This is a genomic window from Pseudooctadecabacter sp. (assembly GCF_020627745.1).
Lineage (GTDB): Bacteria > Pseudomonadota > Alphaproteobacteria > Rhodobacterales > Rhodobacteraceae > Octadecabacter.
Map to the genome: position 1 here is coordinate 41,569 of NZ_JAHDGE010000014.1, position 17,221 is coordinate 58,789.

At 61.4% G+C, this 17,221-nt stretch carries 20 protein-coding genes; 14 read left to right on the forward strand and 6 right to left on the reverse strand.

Annotation, left to right across the window (positions count from 1 at the left end; all coding sequences use genetic code 11):
• Together QZ653_RS07845 and QZ653_RS07850 are read right to left on the reverse strand one after the other, a co-directional pair.
• The coding region (locus QZ653_RS07845) for an MmgE/PrpD family protein (RefSeq protein WP_296419217.1) at positions 1-817 on the reverse strand (817 nt) is incomplete at its 3' end.
• Between the two features lie 9 nt (positions 818-826).
• Positions 827-1,270: a type II toxin-antitoxin system RatA family toxin gene (locus tag QZ653_RS07850; protein ID WP_296419219.1), complete on the reverse strand. Its 444-nt coding sequence runs from the start codon at positions 1,268-1,270 to the stop codon at positions 827-829.
• A gap of 83 nt (positions 1,271-1,353) precedes the next feature.
• Between QZ653_RS07850 and hpt the strand changes: the two genes are divergently transcribed.
• Both hpt and QZ653_RS07860 read left to right on the forward strand, forming a co-directional pair.
• A complete protein-coding gene (gene hpt / locus QZ653_RS07855) occupies positions 1,354-1,890 on the forward strand; it encodes a hypoxanthine phosphoribosyltransferase (protein WP_296419221.1) in 537 nt (178 codons plus the stop codon).
• Positions 1,887-2,060 (forward strand): hypothetical protein, encoded by a 174-nt coding sequence (locus QZ653_RS07860; RefSeq protein ID WP_296419222.1) that lies wholly within the window; start codon positions 1,887-1,889, stop codon positions 2,058-2,060. Before hpt ends, QZ653_RS07860 begins: the two co-directional genes overlap by 4 nt.
• Positions 2,061-2,214: 154 nt before the next feature.
• On the opposite strand, the gene lipA is transcribed toward QZ653_RS07860, so the two are convergent.
• Both lipA and QZ653_RS07870 read right to left on the reverse strand, forming a co-directional pair.
• Positions 2,215-3,189 carry a lipoyl synthase gene (gene lipA, locus QZ653_RS07865; RefSeq protein ID WP_296419224.1) on the reverse strand — a complete coding sequence of 325 codons (975 nt, stop codon included), beginning with the start codon at positions 3,187-3,189 and terminating at the stop codon, positions 2,215-2,217.
• 95 nt (positions 3,190-3,284) lie between these two features.
• On the reverse strand, positions 3,285-4,259 hold the full coding sequence (locus QZ653_RS07870; RefSeq protein ID WP_366933065.1) for a DUF6456 domain-containing protein: 975 nt from the start codon (positions 4,257-4,259) through the stop codon (positions 3,285-3,287).
• A gap of 272 nt (positions 4,260-4,531) precedes the next feature.
• On the opposite strand from QZ653_RS07870, the gene QZ653_RS07875 reads away from it, so the two are divergent.
• Positions 4,532-4,867, forward strand: coding sequence for a DUF6477 family protein (locus QZ653_RS07875; protein ID WP_296419228.1), 336 nt, complete (start codon positions 4,532-4,534; stop codon positions 4,865-4,867).
• A 9-nt stretch (positions 4,868-4,876) separates the two neighbouring features.
• Here QZ653_RS07875 and QZ653_RS07880 read toward each other — a convergent pair whose 3' ends face one another.
• The gene (locus QZ653_RS07880; protein ID WP_296419230.1) at positions 4,877-6,445 is read right to left on the reverse strand and encodes a trimethylamine methyltransferase family protein; all 1,569 of its coding nucleotides are present in this window, start codon (positions 6,443-6,445) and stop codon (positions 4,877-4,879) included.
• Positions 6,446-6,575: 130 nt separating this feature from the next.
• Between QZ653_RS07880 and QZ653_RS07885 the strand changes: the two genes are divergently transcribed.
• From QZ653_RS07885 to QZ653_RS07900, 4 genes are all read left to right on the forward strand, one after another.
• Positions 6,576-7,028, forward strand: coding sequence for an NUDIX hydrolase (locus tag QZ653_RS07885; RefSeq protein WP_296419231.1), 453 nt, complete (start codon positions 6,576-6,578; stop codon positions 7,026-7,028).
• A 120-nt stretch (positions 7,029-7,148) separates the two neighbouring features.
• Entirely contained in the window at positions 7,149-8,726 is a 1,578-nt protein-coding gene (gene guaA / locus QZ653_RS07890; protein ID WP_296419233.1) for a glutamine-hydrolyzing GMP synthase, read from the forward strand.
• A gap of 196 nt (positions 8,727-8,922) precedes the next feature.
• Positions 8,923-9,525: a YdcF family protein gene (locus QZ653_RS07895; RefSeq protein WP_296419235.1), complete on the forward strand. Its 603-nt coding sequence runs from the start codon at positions 8,923-8,925 to the stop codon at positions 9,523-9,525.
• Between the two features lie 22 nt (positions 9,526-9,547).
• The gene (locus QZ653_RS07900; protein WP_296419237.1) at positions 9,548-9,892 is read left to right on the forward strand and encodes a hypothetical protein; all 345 of its coding nucleotides are present in this window, start codon (positions 9,548-9,550) and stop codon (positions 9,890-9,892) included.
• Here the strand turns inward: QZ653_RS07900 and QZ653_RS07905 are convergent.
• Positions 9,869-10,498, reverse strand: coding sequence for a hypothetical protein (locus tag QZ653_RS07905; protein WP_296419239.1), 630 nt, complete (start codon positions 10,496-10,498; stop codon positions 9,869-9,871). The genes QZ653_RS07900 and QZ653_RS07905 overlap by 24 nt on opposite strands.
• A 73-nt stretch (positions 10,499-10,571) precedes the next feature.
• Here QZ653_RS07905 and QZ653_RS07910 point away from each other — a divergent pair, with 73 nt between their 5' ends.
• The 7 genes from QZ653_RS07910 (at position 10,572) to QZ653_RS07940 (ending at position 17,186) form a co-directional block, all read left to right on the forward strand.
• Positions 10,572-11,426, forward strand: a complete 855-nt coding sequence (locus tag QZ653_RS07910) for a DMT family transporter (RefSeq protein WP_296419242.1) — start codon at positions 10,572-10,574, stop codon at positions 11,424-11,426.
• 148 nt (positions 11,427-11,574) lie between these two features.
• Positions 11,575-12,663, forward strand: a complete 1,089-nt coding sequence (locus tag QZ653_RS07915; RefSeq protein ID WP_296419244.1) for an OmpP1/FadL family transporter — start codon at positions 11,575-11,577, stop codon at positions 12,661-12,663.
• 90 nt (positions 12,664-12,753) lie between these two features.
• Entirely contained in the window at positions 12,754-13,617 is an 864-nt protein-coding gene (locus tag QZ653_RS07920) for an ATPase (RefSeq protein WP_296419246.1), read from the forward strand.
• Positions 13,618-13,660: 43 nt separating this feature from the next.
• Complete coding sequence (locus QZ653_RS07925; RefSeq protein ID WP_296419248.1) at positions 13,661-14,626, forward strand: homoserine O-succinyltransferase; 966 nt, start codon at positions 13,661-13,663, stop codon at positions 14,624-14,626.
• Positions 14,627-14,691: 65 nt separating this feature from the next.
• On the forward strand, positions 14,692-15,690 hold the full coding sequence (locus QZ653_RS07930; protein ID WP_366933066.1) for an alpha/beta fold hydrolase: 999 nt from the start codon (positions 14,692-14,694) through the stop codon (positions 15,688-15,690).
• 10 nt (positions 15,691-15,700) lie between these two features.
• Positions 15,701-16,576, forward strand: a complete 876-nt coding sequence (gene ppk2, locus QZ653_RS07935; protein ID WP_296419249.1) for a polyphosphate kinase 2 — start codon at positions 15,701-15,703, stop codon at positions 16,574-16,576.
• Complete coding sequence (locus QZ653_RS07940; protein WP_296419250.1) at positions 16,569-17,186, forward strand: TetR/AcrR family transcriptional regulator; 618 nt, start codon at positions 16,569-16,571, stop codon at positions 17,184-17,186. Before ppk2 ends, QZ653_RS07940 begins: the two co-directional genes overlap by 8 nt.
• Positions 17,187-17,221 lie beyond the last annotated feature (35 nt).

Sequence of the window (17,221 nt, forward strand, 5' to 3'; positions counted from 1 at the left end):
AGCTCCGCAAAGCCTCCAACGTGGCATGAAGCCCGTGACAGCAGGCGTGAAATTTGTGCGACAAGGTTTCGATGTGCCACTGCACGCCCAACCCGTCCAATGCGGTGACGTCAAAAGCCGCACCATGGGCCGCGCCGAAGGCTTCGATCCCGTCAGGCGGGCCGGTCATTCCGCCCTCAGCCCAACGCACCGCCTCGACGGCCGCACGCGCGGCCAATCCCGCATTCAGCGGCTTGCCCATGGTCCCGAATTGCGCCTTCAGCCCGCTGGCCATGGTGGCACACAGCCCGAGTGCGGCGGCCGCACGATCAGGTTCAAGGCCCCGCAGCGTGATCAACCCGACACAGGCCCCAAGCGCCCCTGCCGTTGCCGTCTGATGAAACCCGCGCTGATAATGATCGCGCCCGAGCCATAGACCAATCCTGATCTGCGCCTCGATCCCGACCAAAACCGCCCTTTCCATGCTGTCCCAATCCTTGGGCGCCAACGCCATCACCGCCGGAAACATCACCACCGAAGGATGGCCGATATGCGCAAAATGCGTGTCGTCGAAATCCAGCGCATGGGATAAGGTGCCATTGACCAGTGCGGCCTCCGCCTCCCCCAGACAGCGCCCCGCAAAGGTCCCGGCTGTGCCGGTGCCCCCTTGCTGGCGTGCCCATCGGTCAAACGCGCCGTCCGCGACGCCCGCGATCCCGCAGGCCGCCCAGTCCACCGCAGACAGCTGCACAATCTGGCGCACGGCCTGGGGCGGCTGGTGCGGGCCAAGGGCAAATTCAATCAGACGGGCGGTGATGTCCATTGCATCACTCTGCATAAGACGCGGCTAGCCGTAAAGCTCCGCCGCACGGCGCTCGAACGCGCGCACGATACGCTGCATGGCTTCATTGAAAAACATGCCCGCGGCGCCTTGCAACAACCGGTTCTTGAACTCGAAATCCACCTCGAAATGCACGTCGCACCCGCCCTCGGCGGGCGTAAACGTCCAGGTTGATTCCAGATATTTGAACGGCCCGTCTATATAAGCGGTGTCGATGCGCTTCGCCTCAGGCCACAGCGTCACACGGCTGCCGAACCTTTCGCGAAAGACCTTAAAGCTGATGACCAGATCGGCCAGCATGATGACGTGATCGCCCGCCTCCTCGGTCGACCGGATGCGCGCGGCGGCGGTCCATGGCAGGAACTTGGGATACTCGGCCACATCGGCCACCAGATCGTACATCTGGTCGGGCGTATACGGCAGGCGCTTGGTCTCTGAATGGGATGGCATGGGCGGCTTTCGGTCGTGACATTCCAGCCTCATGTCGTATGGTCCGGCGGAAAATTCAAGCAAATGCAGCAGATTGTGACCCCATGACGCAAAAGCCCTACGTGATCGACCAGATGATCTCCGCAAAGTCCATCGCAGCCCGGATTGAGGATCTGGCCGCTGAGATCGCCACCGAATACGCAGGCACCGACAAACTGGTCGTCGTCGGCCTGCTGCGCGGATCCTTCGTCTTTATCGCCGATCTGGTGCGTGAATTGGACCTGCCGGTCGAGGTCGATTTTCTGGAGGCCAGCAGCTACGGCGACGGGATGGAATCCTCGCGCGAGGTCCGCATCCTCAAAGACCTGCGCGGCCAGATTGAAGGCCGCGATGTGCTGGTTGTCGAAGACATCGTCGACACCGGCCACACCCTGCATCAGGTCATCGACATGCTGCAAACCCGCAAACCCGCGCGCCTGAAATCCATCGCCCTGCTGGACAAACCCACAAGGCGCGAGGTCGATATGAAGGCCACATGGACCGGCTTTGAAATCCCTGATGAATTTGTCGTCGGCTACGGGATCGACTACGCCCAACGCAACCGCAACCTGCCCTACATCGGCAAGGTCCGCTTTACATGAACTACACCCGCTTCCTTCTCAAGGCGAGCCAGTGGGCCCGCAACCCGCCGTCCGAGAAACGGGTCAAACTGGTGATCGGCGTGATCCTTGTGTGCCTGATCCTTGTGGGCGTCGAGAAATTCGTCGGCTGGCCGGAGTGGGCACGCGTGGAACGTCTGCGGGGCTTGTAAAGGCCGGGGGCGTCGCCACACCTTCCGTTTCTCTGGTTCAAAAATACCTGATTTACACCATTGCCCCCGAAAACAACGGTCTCGGTGGCACCGCGCCCCGCAGGGGCGCCCCCCGCCCGCCGCAGGCGCCGATCGCCAGATCGTTCTGTGGCCTCTACCGGACACCCAACTTTGCCTGCCGCGCCGCCCGCAACTTCGCAAAATCGTCGCCCGCGTGATAGCTTGACCGTGTCAGTGGCGTGGCAGAGACCATCAGGAAGCCCTTGTTGAAGGCCGTCTTTTCATAGGTCGCAAATTCCTCAGGTGTAACGAACCGGTCCACGGCGTGATGTTTTGGCGTCGGCTGCAGGTACTGGCCGATGGTCAGAAAATCAATATCCGCGGCCCGCATGTCGTCCATGACCTGCACCACGGATTGTCTGTCTTCGCCCAGACCCACCATAATGCCCGATTTGGTGAACATCGTCGGGTCCAACTCCTTGACCCGTTGCAACAGCCGCAGGGAGTGGAAATACCGCGCGCCGGGGCGGACCTCTGGGTACAATCCAGGCACGGTTTCAAGGTTGTGGTTGAACACGTCCGGTCTGGCGGCCACGACGACCTCCAACGCGCTGTCATCACAGCGAATGAAATCCGGCGTCAGAATTTCAATGGTGGTGTCAGGCGACTGGCGACGCACGGCGCGGATGGTCTGGGCAAAATGTTCCGCCCCGCCGTCTTCCACATCGTCCCGATCCACCGAGGTGATGACCACATGGTTTAGCCCCAGCTTTTTCACCGCATCGGCCACGCGGCCCGGCTCAAATACGTCCAGCGCCTCGGGCGGTTTGCCGGTGGCGATGTTACAGAAGGTGCAGGCGCGGGTGCAAACCTCGCCCATGATCATCATTGTGGCATGGCCCTGGGACCAGCATTCGCCCACATTGGGGCAGCCCGCCTCTTCGCAAACGGTGGTCAGCTTGTTGTCGCGCATGATGTCGCGGGTCTGCTTGTACCCCTCGGACGTCGGTGCCTTGACCCTGATCCAGTCCGGCTTTTTCGGCTGCGGCGCATCGGGGCGCCGCTGCTTTTCAGGATGACGTTGCGCCGGAATTTTCAGGTCACGTGTTTTCACATCTTTGGGCGACATGGGGCTCTCCTCTTGCCTTCCTATCTAGGGGCAAGAGACGTGATTGTCCAAGGGTCAACGGGCTGGAGGGGATCAGGGTTGCGCGCGCCGCATGGCTAGCCGATCTTGGGGCCCAGTTCGCCCGAGGCTTCATAATGCAGAACCAGCCGCTGCAAGGCGATGCGCAACACGACCTTGCCCGACCGCGCAGCCCAGCCCATCTGCTTTTCCGTCGTTTCCAGGCCATCCAGCAGACAACAGCAGCGCAGGGCAACCTCGGACAGGCCCGGCCCCAGAAACGCCAGCGCCCCCCGAACCTGCGCCTCTGCCGACGTTCCTTCCTGCCCGACGGGCTGATGCGCCTCGATGGCGGCCAGTAGCCCCTGCCAGTCCGGGGCCGGCTGGCCGTGACGCTGCGCATCCACCTGCGCCAGCTCATAATCCTCCCGCAGCCGTTCGGACGCGCGGACCATGGCGCGGGTCAGAAACGCCTGACCGTCACGATCCTTGCGCCGCGACAGGCTGGCGACAGGGGTTTCCTGCACCGGCATCCGGACCATCTGGGCGGTGTCCCAAGTGCCTGTGCCCTGCGGCGCATGTTCGAACGCCTCGGGCGCTTCGGCCATGGCGCGCGCCTGATTTTCGGTCTGCGCTGTCAATTCGCGCAACGCCACGCGGCCTGCCGGAGTGATCCGGTATCGCAACACCCGTCCCACGGTGTTGCCGCAGCTGATCCAGCCGCGCAACGCCAGTGTCATTGCCGTGGTAGACGGCAGTTTGCTGCCATGGTCGGGATCATCCGCAGAGGTATCTTGCAAGATCACCCCCTGTTCCATCCCGACAGCAATGGCAAGCATGGCCGCCGGGGCGGCCAGACGCCGCAGCGCCTGCATCATCTCAAGCGCATCGGGAAGGGATTTTGCGGTCTCCTCCTCGGCCAGCGCCTTGATCGCGCGATCCACCAGCGGATCATCGCGCCGGGTCTCGACCTTACGGATCTGGCGCATAATGGTCGAGGCATGGCACGCCTGTGACCGCGCCAGTGCGCGGATCGGTTGCCCCATTTCCGTGTGGAAGACATAGTTTCTCACGTCTACAGGCAACCATGACGGCACCGCGCGCGACGCGTTTTTTGCATCTTTCATGTACCTACCCAACTTCCCTTTGCCTGATCCCAGCAGATCGTCCGGCCACGCAACCTTTGCGTGTAATTGTTTCCAGATGGTTAACATTATCCACAACGTCTAAAATTGTTTCCAAAGTGTAAATAATTGTAAACGCACAGTTCGCAGGAAGTTATCCACACGCAACACCCTTAATGGTTGTGTCATCTTTGTGGCATACCGTTCATGGGAGACACGACATGCAAGACGTTCTGACACTGATTTCAGCCTTGAAACGCCCCACCCTTCTGGTCCGCACCGCCCGCCACGGCGTCGAAGACTACAACCGGTGCGTGCACCTGCGCCGCCTTCTCAAGACCGAAACCATGCCCGGCCCCGGCAAGGCGATCATCAAACTGATGGAGCTTGAGGCTGTGACCAATGAGCAACGCATCGCGAAGCGCGCGGATTATTCCGTCGCCCGTCATATTGAAATTCTGGTGGCCCTCATGTGCGAAGCCCGCATTCTGAAGGCCACCAAAGCCAGCCGCATCCGCCCCGTCACCGACGAGGTTGAGGCCATGCCCGCAACCTGACCCCATCCCTCACATGAAACTGTCGGGCATCGACGCCTTCTTGTCGGCCACATAAGCCTCCAGCTTGGCCTTCACCTGCGGGTCGAGGGCGGGGGGCTGGTAGTCCGCCAGCAGTTTGGCCACGCGCGAGGTCGCAAGGGTCTGGCTGTCGCGCGCGCCCTCCTCTTCCCAGGTCTCGAAGGGTTTGTAGTCAAACACCTCGGACCGCCAGAAGGCGGTTTTGAAATTGGCCTGCGTGTGGGCACAGCCCAGATAATGCCCGCCGGGGCCGACTTCCCGGATGGCATCCATGGCCTGCGCATTTTCGTCGTCCTCGACGCCTGAGGCCATGGAATGCAGCGTGCCCAACTGGTCTGCATCCAGTACAAATTTCTCGAAATCGGCGACAAGGCCGCCTTCAAGCCAGCCACACGAATGCAGCATGAAGTTCACGCCGGACAACAGCCCCATATTCAGGCTGTTGGCGGTTTCATAAGCGGCCTGCGCATCTGGCAGTTTCGATCCGCAAAACGACCCCGCCGACCGATAGGGCAACCCCATGCGGCGCGCCAGCTGCCCTGCCCCATTGGTGATCTTTGCGGCCTCCGGCGTGCCAAAGGTCGGCGCGCCGGAATTCATGTCGATTGACGTCACGAAGGTCCCGAAAATCGCAGGCGATCCGGGGCGGACCAACTGGCTGTAGGCGACACCGGCCATGACCTCGGCCAAGACCTGCGTCAACGTGCCCACCACGCTGACCGGCGCCATGGCCCCGCCCACGATAAAGGGCGAAATGATCGACGCCTGATTGGCGGCGGCATAGACCTCCAACGCGCCCATCATCGTCTCGTCAAAAGTCAGGGGGCTATTGATGTTAATGAGCGACGTCATGACCGTGTTGTTGGCCACAAACTCCTGCCCAAACAGGATCTCACACATCTCGATGCTGTCGCGGGCACGCTCGGGGTCGGTGACAGAGCCCATAAACGGCTTATCGCTGAGCGTCATATGTGCCAGCAACATGTCCAAATGACGTTTGTTGACAGGCACATCCGTGGGTTCGCAGACCGTGCCGCCCGAATGGTGCAGCCATTTGGACATATAGCCCAGCTTCACGAAGGTCTGGAAATCCTCCAACGTCGCATACCGCCGCCCGCCCTTGGCATCGCGCACAAAGGGCGGGCCGTAGACCGGCGCAAGAACCAGATTGTTGCCGCCCACCACAACCGATTTGGCGGGATTGCGGGCGTGTTGGGTGAATTCCGCCGGCGCGGTGGCACACAATTTGCGCGCCAGACCTTTGGGCAGCCGCACCCGTTCGCCATCCACCATCGCACCGGCGGCACGCCAGCGGTCCAGCGCGGCGGGGTTGTCCACAAAGGCCACCCCGATTTCCTCCAGCACGGTTTCCGCATTGGCCTCGATGATATCCAAAGTCTTGTCCGACAGCATCTCGAGGTTGGGAATTTTGCGTTCGATGGTCGGGGCCGTCTCGAACGACACGGCCGATCGTTCGGCGCGGCGCGCGGCGCCGCCGCCTCCACGGCCACGTCGGCCCCGTGCGGGTGTGGCGTCTGGTGCTGTGGCGGCGTCGGTCATGGTCATATCCCCATTCGAATCTCTTGTGGTCCGACCCTAACCGCGCCACCGTCCGCGCCGCCGCCACTTGCGGCCTTTGCGCCATAAAAGCGACATTGCGGCGATTGCGCCCCCAAGGTAGTCCCGCCCCATGTCCGATATCAGCAGCCATTGGCGCCCCCGCCCCCAGATCCGCACCAAAGCGCTGGCCTTGCTCTGGCGCGATGATGCCCTTTTGGTCTGCGCCATTCGCCGCGATGACGGCACCATAAAGGGGTGGCGTCCCTTGGGCGGCACGGTTGAATTTGGCGAACGCGCCGCCGATACGATCGTGCGCGAACTGTCCGAGGAAATTGGCGCCACCGCACAGATCACCGGTCTGCGCGGCGTGCTGGAAAACATCTATACCCACCACGGCCACACCGGACATGAGGTGGTGTTTCTCTTTGACGCGACCCTCACCGCCCCCGGCCTCGCTCGCGCGGACGACTTCATCCTGACCGAAGACGACGGCAGCCGCCATCTGGCCGCATGGGTTCCGCGCGACCGCTTCGCGGCCCAAACCGCCCGTCTCTTTCCCGACGGCCTGCTGGCCCTGCTGTGACGCCCCCCTTCATCTGGCCCAAAAAACTCCCCCCGGAGGGCCGGGTTGCCTCAATCCCAGCCCGCACTCATCTGCCCCCCGAATCCTTGCGCATCCCCATAGCCCCCTTTAGGTGGGCACATGGATATTATTGATCACGACCGCCTCCTCATCATCGACTTCGGCAGCCAAGTGACGCAGCTTATCGCGCGCCGTCTGCGAGAGCTGAACGTCTATTGCGAAATCCACCCCTATCAGAACGTCACCGACGCCAAACTGGCCGAGATCGCGCCGAAGGCCGTGATCCTGTCGGGTGGCCCTGATTCCGTCACCCGCGAAGGCTCCCCCCGCGCGCCTGAGGCGCTGTGGACCCTCGGCGTGCCGGTTCTTGGCATTTGTTACGGCCAGCAAACGATGATGACCCAACTGGGCGGTGAGGTGCTGGGCGGCAAGAACACCGGCGGCGGCGGCACCGCCGAATTTGGGCGCGCCTACGTCACACCCACCGACGACCGGATCGACCTGTTGGCGGGCTGGTTTTTGGAAGACCGCGAACAGGTCTGGATGTCGCACGGGGACCACGTCGCAAAGCTGGCCCCGGGGTTTGAGGTTTACGGCACTTCCCCCAACGCGCCCTATGCGATCACCGCCGATCTGGAGCGTAATTTCTACGCCGTGCAATTCCACCCTGAGGTCCACCACACACCCCATGGGGCCACGTTCTTTGAGAACTTCGTCAAGATCGCAGGGTTCACCGGCGATTGGACCATGGGCGCCTACAAAGACATCGCGATTGAGAAAATCCGCGAACAGGTGGGCGACAAACAGGTGATCTGCGGCCTGTCGGGCGGCGTCGACAGCTCCGTCGCGGCGGCCTTGCTGCATGAGGCGATTGGCGATCAGCTCACCTGCGTTTTCGTCGATCACGGGTTGTTGCGCCTCAATGAGGCGGAAGAGGTCGTGACCATGTTCCGCGATCACATGAACCTGAAGGTGATCCACGCCGATGAGGCTGAGTTGTTCTTGGGCGAACTCGAAGGGCAAAGCGATCCCGAGACGAAGCGCAAAATCATCGGGCGGCTATTCATCGACGTCTTCCAGAAATATGCCAATGAGATTGAGGGCGCGGAGTTTCTGGCTCAGGGGACGCTCTATCCGGATGTGATCGAATCTGTCTCCTTCTCCGGCGGGCCGTCCGTGACCATCAAATCGCACCACAACGTGGGCGGCCTGCCCGAGAAGATGGGCCTCAAACTGGTTGAACCCTTGCGGGAACTCTTCAAAGACGAGGTCCGCGCGCTGGGCCGTGAACTGGGCCTGCCGTCGTCCTTTATCGGTCGCCATCCCTTCCCAGGCCCCGGCCTTGCGATCCGCTGTCCGGGTGAAATCACCCGCGCAAAACTCGACATTCTGCGGCAGGCCGATGCGGTCTATATCGACCAGATCCGCAAACATGGCCTTTACGATGAGATTTGGCAGGCCTTCGTTGCGATCCTGCCGGTGCGCACCGTGGGTGTGATGGGCGATGGGCGGACGTATGATTACGCCTGCGCGCTGCGGGCGGTGACGTCCGTGGACGGGATGACCGCAGATTATTACCCCTACAGCCATGAATTCCTTGGTGAAACCGCCACGCGGATCATCAACGAAGTCCCCGGTATCAACCGCGTGACCTACGACATCACCTCCAAACCCCCCGGCACGATTGAATGGGAGTGAGAGGATCGGCCCGCGTCAGCGGCAATCGTTCCAGTGGAACGATTGAGGTCCGAGCGGGCGGAGCCCAAGGATACGCCTTCGTCGGCAACCATCCCATGGGGAATCATGTGTGTCGATCACGGGCGGAGCCCAAAGGACCCTTGGTCTGAAACGGCTTATCCGCATAATCGCGGGCCTATCCCTGCTTTACGCAAGCATGACCGCCGCCCTGTTGATCTGGACGTTCACATGGCCCCCGCCTGACCCGGGCACCATCGCCCCTGCGGACGCGATTGTGTGTCTTGGCGGTGGCATGGCACCCGACGGGACGCTGTCCGCGCCCGTGCTGACGCGGATCGACACCTGTGTGCAGCTTTATCAGGCCGGTCTGGCCCCCGTGGTGGTGTTCACCGGTGGCAGGGTGCGGCGCGGAGGACCGGATGCGGGACGTCAAATGGCACGCTACGCGGCAAGCGTGGGTTTGCCCGATGACGCGGCCATCATCGAAGGCCGCGCACACTCAACCCTGCAAAACGCGCTCTTTTCCTATGACATGATTCCCGCCACCGACCACCTGATCATCGTGACCGAGGCTTTCCACCTGCCGCGCAGCTACGCGTCGTTCAAATGGGCCGCATGGGAGGCTGGCCTGCCCCGCCCCCGCATCACGCTGGCCATGTCCGAACAGGTCCGCCGCGATGCAGATGAACGCCCGAACTGGCACATTCTGGCGCGCGAAAGCCTTGCAATCTGGTACAATCTGGCGCGCGCGCTGGTCTACTCCGCCCACCCTGACCCGGATGTGAATTGGCTTCGCTGATCACCGGCGCTAGGGTTGAGGCATGACGAAAATGCCCCTCATTCTGGCCCTTCTGGCCGCCCCGGTGCAGGCCCAAGCCGTGACCGATGACCTGATGTGTTCCGGCACAGACTGGCAGTTGGAGATCACCGGCGATGCGGCCGAATTTACCTATCGCCGGACGTCCGATCTGAATTTGATGTTGGACACGCCTGCCCAGACAGGCGACTGGCCCCGCGCGCTGACATTCATCGGGCGCGGCGACAGCGCGATTGTCATTCTTGAGGCCGCTGATGCCTGCCGCTACGGCGACACGGGCCAGATCAGCGCGCAGGTTCTGACCCAACGCGGTGAAACACCGATCCTATTGACCGGCTGTTGCCTCTGACTTCTGGGCGGCGACCAAAAGGTCCGCCACCATCTCACCCACAGAACAGGCCGCCACATCGCGGGCGCGATAGCCGATGTCGAACCATTCCTGCCGCGCGGACACGCCGATAGACACGCGCGGGCCTTCGTTCACAGGGCTGCGCCCCCAGTGGGAATGGGTGAAGGGTTCGCCCTCAAACAGCTGCGCCAGATCGACCGGTTCCAACCCGGCGCGGGCCACAAACACCCCCGCCACACAATCGACCTGCCGCGTGACCATGCCGCGCAGCGCCTCTTCCTCGTCCCGTCTGCGGGTGATTTCACGCAAGGCGACGTCGGCCACACCATGTTCCACTTGCATGGCGTGGCCCAACAGATGGGCCATCTCATAGCCCGCCTGCGGGGTGCTGGGAAAACCGGCGACATGGTAGATTGTCTTGTCCGACGTGCAGTAGAACGCGGCGTCGTTTGTCTGCGGCCCTGCCCCACAGGGCAACTCCGCTGCGGGGTCAATCGCCTTTACCTCCGGCACACGGTCAAATATCGCGCGGGCGGCATCGACCACCGCAAAGGGATCGGCGGCGGCGGGGCTGGCCAATAAGGCCGTGGCGGCTATCCATTTCATCCCCCCACCAAGGCCCCTTGCGACGTGCGTGTCAACCTGCCAAGCCTGACCCCGACCAGTATGAGGCCCCAAAATGACAGACACCCTCCGCGCTGCCCTTTGGATGATCGGGGCAATTGTGTCCTTTACGTCAATGGCGATTGCGGGCCGCGCGGTCAGTTTTGAACTGGATACATTTGAAATCATGCTCTTCCGGTCGCTCACCGGCATCGTGATTGTGCTGGGGGTCGCCCGTCTGGCGGGCACCTTGGGGCAAGTGAACCGCCAGCAGCTGGGCCTGCATGGCGTCCGCAATCTGGCGCATTTTACAGGCCAGAACCTGTGGTTTTATGCGCTGACGGTGATCCCGCTGGCGCAGGTGTTCGCGTTGGAATTCACCACGCCCATCTGGGTCATCCTGCTGTCGCCGCTGCTGTTGAGGGAACGGATTACGGCCATCGGTGCGCTGGCGGCGGCCCTTGGGTTTGCCGGTGTGATGATCGTCACTCAACCGGGCCAGACCGCGATTTCACCGGGCACAATTGCAGCCGCCACGGCCGCCATTGGCTTTGCCCTGACGGCGATTTTCACGCGGCGGCTGACGCGGACGCAGACAATCACCTGCATCCTGTTCTGGCTGACGATCATGCAGGCGGTCTTGGGGCTGGTGGCGGCGGGGTTTGACGGCGACATCGCCCTGCCCTCTGCAGCGTCGGTGCCATGGTTGATCCTGATCGGCTGCGCGGGGCTTCTGGCACATTTTTGCCTGACGACGGCGCTGTCACTTGCACCGGCCAGCATCGTGATGCCCATTGATTTCATCCGCCTGCCCGTCATCGCCATCGTGGCGGCACAGGTCTATGACGAACCGTTGCAATGGGCCGTTTTTGCAGGGGCCGCCCTGATCTTCGGGGCCAACTATCTGAACATCCGGTTCGCCAACCGTTGATTTTCTGCACCTGCATCCGTGGCGCAAAAGAGACTCCGCACCTGTCCGCCGCAACGTGACGTAGGGAAAGAATTGACCCTTTGAAAGGCGCATCCATAGGGTGCACGCAGGAGACATCCACTCACTCATGGATTTTAGGGATAGGGACATGAACAAATATATGACAGCAGGCGCGGCCCTGCTTTTGACGACCACCGCAGCCACCGCAGGCGGTATTGACCGGTCCGGTCAATTCCTCGGGCCGCTCTTTGAAGAAGGTGGCGAAACCGGCAGCTATTTCCAGTTTTCCATCGGCCGCGTCAGCCCAGAGGCCAATGCAAACGCACTGCCTGGTCCTCTTGCGCCGCTGGTGCCCAGCAATCCGCTGGAATCCTATTCTTCGGTCGGTTTCGCGCTGAAAATGGACCTGACGGACCAGATTTCCGCCGCTTTGATCATCGACGAACCTTTCGGCGTGAACGTGGAATACACTGACGGCGCGTTCGGCGGCAGCCCACTGACTGATCTGGACAATGGTCGCGCGCACATCGGTTCAACCGGTGTGACCGGCGTGGTGCGCTATGAGCTGAACAACGGCTTCTCGGTGCACGGTGGTATCCGCGCCCAGCAGATCGGCGGCGAGATCGCATCTTCCCCAGGTTTCCTGCAGGCCAGCAGTGATTTCGATTATGGCTATCTGGTTGGTGCCGCATATGAGCGCCCCGAGATCGCCCTGCGTGTCGCCCTGACCTATAACAGCGAGATCGAAAACGAGCTGTCCGGCACCGTCAATTTTGCCCCGATCGACAACTTTACGGTCACGACACCGGCCAGCTACAACCTGGAATTCCAAACCGGCGTGGCGCAGGACACCCTCCTTTTCGGGTCTATCCGTTATGCAGAATGGGACGGGTTCAATCTGACCGCGGGCGGTGCAGAATACGTCAACTTCTCCGGCGACACGACGACCTACTCTGTTGGGTTGGGCCGCAGGCTGTCGGACAATCTGTCTGTCTTTGCAACTATTGGCTATGAAGAAGCAGGCGACCGCCCTTCCACCACAGCTTTGGCACCGACCACAGGTACGACAAGCTATGGCGTGGGCGCGACCTACACCATGGACCAGCTTGAGCTGACAGCTGGTATTTCTTACGTCCAGCTGGGCGATCAGACAGTGAATGCCGCACCGGGCGTTGCTTTCGACTTTGAAGACAACTCCGCCATCGGGGCTGGTATCCGCATCGGCTACAACTTCTAAGTCACTGTAAACACACACCTGAAAGACCCCGCGCCTCTGGCTGCGGGGTTTTTTATTGCGCGAGGGTCCGTGCGGCCTTAACCAAAGCCCATGTTGTATTCCTCTGCCTCAGACTGGGCCGCCGCGCCCCGGAAACGTGTCCTTATCTTTGCCATGTCAGGACTTGGCAAAACCCATGTGTCGGGCATGTTGCGCGACACGGGCGACTGGTTTCATTATTCCATAGATTACCGGATCGGCACACGGTACATGGGCGAATACATCACCGACAGCTGTCTGGCCGCCGCGATGGAACACCCCTACCTGCGCGAAATGTTGATGAAGGACGCCATTTATCTGGCCCCCAATGTCCACACCCATGATCTGTCTGCCGTGTCCACCTATCTGGGCAAACCCGGTGATCCGGCCAAGGGCGGTTTGCCCATTGACGAATACCGCGCGCGTCAGGCTCAGTTCAAAGATGCCGAAGAGGCTGCGCTGCGCGATACCGCCAAATTTGCCGCCCGCGCAGGCGCGGTCTATGGCTATCCGCATTTTGTCTGCGACACCGGCGGGTCGATCTGCGAATGGGTCGATGCCCATGACCCCGACGATCCGATCCTGACCGCGCTGACGCAAACCTGCCTGATGGTCTGGATCGAAGGCAGCGAGGCCCACACCGAAAGCCTGATCGCGCGCTTTGACAAAGCGCCCAAACCCATGGCTTATCAGCCCGCGTTTCTGGCACGTGTCTGGGCGGAATACCTCAGCAAAAACAATGTGCAACCGGACGATGTTGATCCGGATGACTTCATCCGCTGGACCTATGCGCAGGCTTTGGCGCACCGTCAGCCACGCTATGCCGCAATGGCGCAAAACTGGGGCGTAACTGTCAGCGCCGCCGACATGGGGACTGTCCGTGATCAAGCGGACTTTACCGCGCTGATCGGTCAGGCCCTTGAGGCACGCAGCTAAGCCGCCTACATCGACGTTTCCATTATCATTCAGGACACACCCAATGCCCATCCGTCTGCCCCGCTCCCTGCCTGCCTTTGACGTTTTGTCGAACGAAGGCGTGATGGTTATGGGCCAGACGGCCGCGGACAGTCAGGACATCCGCCCCCTGCGCATCGGTCTGTTGAACCTGATGCCCAAGAAAATCCAGACGGAGAACCAGTTCGCCCGCCTGATCGGGGCCACGCCCTTGCAGATCGAACTGACGTTAATCCGCATGTCGGACCACGAAAGCCGCAACACCGCCGCCGATCACATGGCCGAATTCTACCGCACCTTTCAGGAGGTGAAGGATCAGAAATTCGACGGCCTGATCATCACCGGCGCGCCCATTGAACATCTGGACTTCGAGGATGTGACCTATTGGGACGAACTGCGCGAGGTCATGGACTGGACCCAGACCAACGTTCATTCCACCTTCGGCGTCTGTTGGGGCGGGATGGCGATGATCAATCATTTCCACGGGGTCGCGAAACATCTGCTCGATCAGAAGTTGTTCGGGTGCTACCGGCACATGAACTTTGCCCCGCAAAGCCCCTATTTGCGTGGATTTTCTGACGAACTGGCCATGCCCGTCAGCCGCTGGACCGAGATGCGCAAGGACGAGATTGAGGCCGCAGGCCTGCCGATTTTGCTGTTTTCTGATGATGTCGGCCCCGCCTTGGTCGAGGATCCCGACCACCGCGCGCTCTATGTGTTCAACCACTTCGAATACGACAGCGACACGCTGGCGCAGGAATACGAACGTGATCTGGCGTCGAACCAGATTGAGGGTGCCGAAATCCAGATGCCGGTCAATTATTTCCCTGACGATGACCCAAGGTTGACCCCACCCAACCGTTGGCGCAGCCATGCTCATCTGCTGTATGGCAACTGGATCAGCGAAATCTACCTGACCACGCCCTTTGATATCGACCAGATCGGTGTGACGAGCACCGATCTGCGAAAAACCGGTTCCGTCACGGAATAAAGCGAAACTTGGCACGTGCCCTTTGCGTTCCTGCCTCTGACGCTTATGTTAAAAGGCAACACATCATGCAGGTACGCGCTTTGGCCCTAAAACTCCTCGCCTCCCTATCCCTCGCTGCCATCGCAGGTTGCGCAGTGATCACCGACCGGCAGTCCTCTTCCCGCGTGGCCGAAGCTGAGCGGGATTTTCCGCCTGAAGGCCAGTTTATCGACGTGGGCGGACGGCAGGTTCACGCGGTTGTCGAAGGCGCTGGACCGGACGTGATCCTGATCCACGGCGCGGGCGGCAATACGCGTGAATTTACCTTCAACTTTATGGATCGGCTGACCGACCGCTACCGCGTCATCGTCTTTGACCGCCCCGGTCTGGGCTACACCGACCGCGTGTCAGACGCCTATGAAGGTGCGTTCAACACAGACGCGGAAAGCCCCGCAGAGCAGGCCGCCATGCTTCATGCCGCCGCCCAGACTTTGGGTGTCGAACGGGCGATCGTTCTGGGACATTCCTTTGGCGGCGCTGTGGCACTGGCCTGGGCGTTGAACCATCCCGACAGCGTGGCGGGCGTGGTGGATGTGGCCGGCGTGTCGCACCCCTGGCCCGGTGATTTGGGCGCTTACTACACCGTCAACGGGTCCGCCCTCGGGGGCGCCGTGATCCCGCCGCTGATCTCTGCCTTTGCGTCGGACGAACGGATCGAGGACGCGGTGTCGGGCATTTTTGCACCGCAACCCGTGCCCGAAGGCTACATCGACCACATCGGTGCCACGCTGACGATCCGGCCTGCAAACTTTCGCGCCAACACACGGCAGGTGAACACTCTGCGGCCCCATGTCGTCGACATGGCCGCGCGCTACCCGGACGAACTGACCATGCCGGTTGAGATCATCCACGGGGACGCCGATACGACCGTGCCCCTCGACATCCATTCGGTTCCGCTGTCCCAGCGCGCCCCCAACGCCAACCTGACCGTGCTTGAGGGCGTGGGGCACATGCCGCATCACGCCAACCCGCGCGCCGTCGAAGACGCCATTGACCGCATCGCCGCCCAGACCGGCCTGCGCTAAGGAGAGACCCATGACGGACCTGCCCTTCGACGGCGAAATCAGCCGCTATTTCCGCGAAGACGCGCCCGAGGATGTCCGGCGCGAAATCGAAGACGCCAAAAAGGGTGAAATCCTTGCCGCCGACGGATTTCCATACGCCAAGAAATGGAAACGGTCCGAGTATGAGGCCGCATTGGAGGCGTTGCAGATCGAATTGGTCAAGATGCAAAGCTGGCTGCGCGAAAGCGGACAACGGGTGGCCATCGTGTTTGAAGGCCGAGATGCGGCGGGCAAAGGCGGAACGATCAAGCGGTTCCGCGAAAATCTGAACCCGCGCGGTGCCAAGGTTGTCGCCCTGTCCAAACCGACCGAGACCGAGGCCGGCCAGTGGTATTTTCAACGCTACATCCAGCATCTGCCCACTGCCGGAGAGATCACGTTCTTTGATCGGTCATGGTACAATCGCGGTGTTGTGGAAAAGGTCTTCGGCTTTTGTGATGATGACCAGCGGGCCAAGTGGTTCGATCAGGTGGTCCCCTTCGAACAGATGCTGGCCGACGAAGGGATCAAGCTGTTCAAGATCTGGCTGACTGTGGACCGTGCGGCACAGCTGGCGCGGTTTCTGGACCGGGAAAGCGATCCGTTGAAACAATGGAAGCTCAGCTGGATTGACGTTGAGGGCCTCAAGAAATGGGATGACTATACGGCGGCCATCACCGAAACGCTGAAGCGCACGCATACCGACGCCGCCCCGTGGCACGTGGTGCGCAGTGCCGACAAAAGGCGCGCGCGGGTCAATGCGATCAGGTTGGTGTTGTCGCAGCTAGATTACGCCGGCAAGGATACGGATGCCTTGGGGGACATCGACCCCGCCATCGTCGGCGGACCGGAGGTCGTGGGTGCCTAAACGGGGCTATCACCACGGCGATCTGAAACGTGCGCTGGTCGATGGTGCCCTCCGTCTGATCGAGGAGAAAGGCCCCACAGGGTTTACCCTGTCAGAAGCCGCGCGGGAGGCCGGTGTCACGCCCGCCGCCGTTTACCGCCATTTCGATGGCCGCGAGGACCTCATTGCGGAGGCCGCCCGGCAGGGGTACGAGATTTTCGCCGATCTGATGGAATATGCCTACGCCAAGGGCCAGCCGTCTGCTCTGGCATCGTTCGAGGCCACGGGCCGCGCCTATCTTGCCTTTGCGCGCAAATATCCGGGCCATTATGTTGCGATGTTCGAAAGCGGCATTTCGATCCAACGCACACCGGAGTTGAATGAAGTGGCGACCCGCGCCATGGGCGTTCTGGAACGGTCGGCTGTCGAATTGTCCTTACACATTCCCGAAGAGAAGCGGCCCCCCCCGCAGATGTTCAGCGCCCATATCTGGGCGATGAGCCACGGCGTGGTCGAGTTGTTTGCCCGCGGCACGCCCGGCGCCCGTTCTCCGTTCCCGCCCGAGGACTTGCTGGAAACAGGGATCGGTGTGTACCTGCGTGGTTTGGGTCTGGTGACACCGGATCGCTAGGCTCGAATTGGCTTCGCCAATCCGATCCGCGCGCC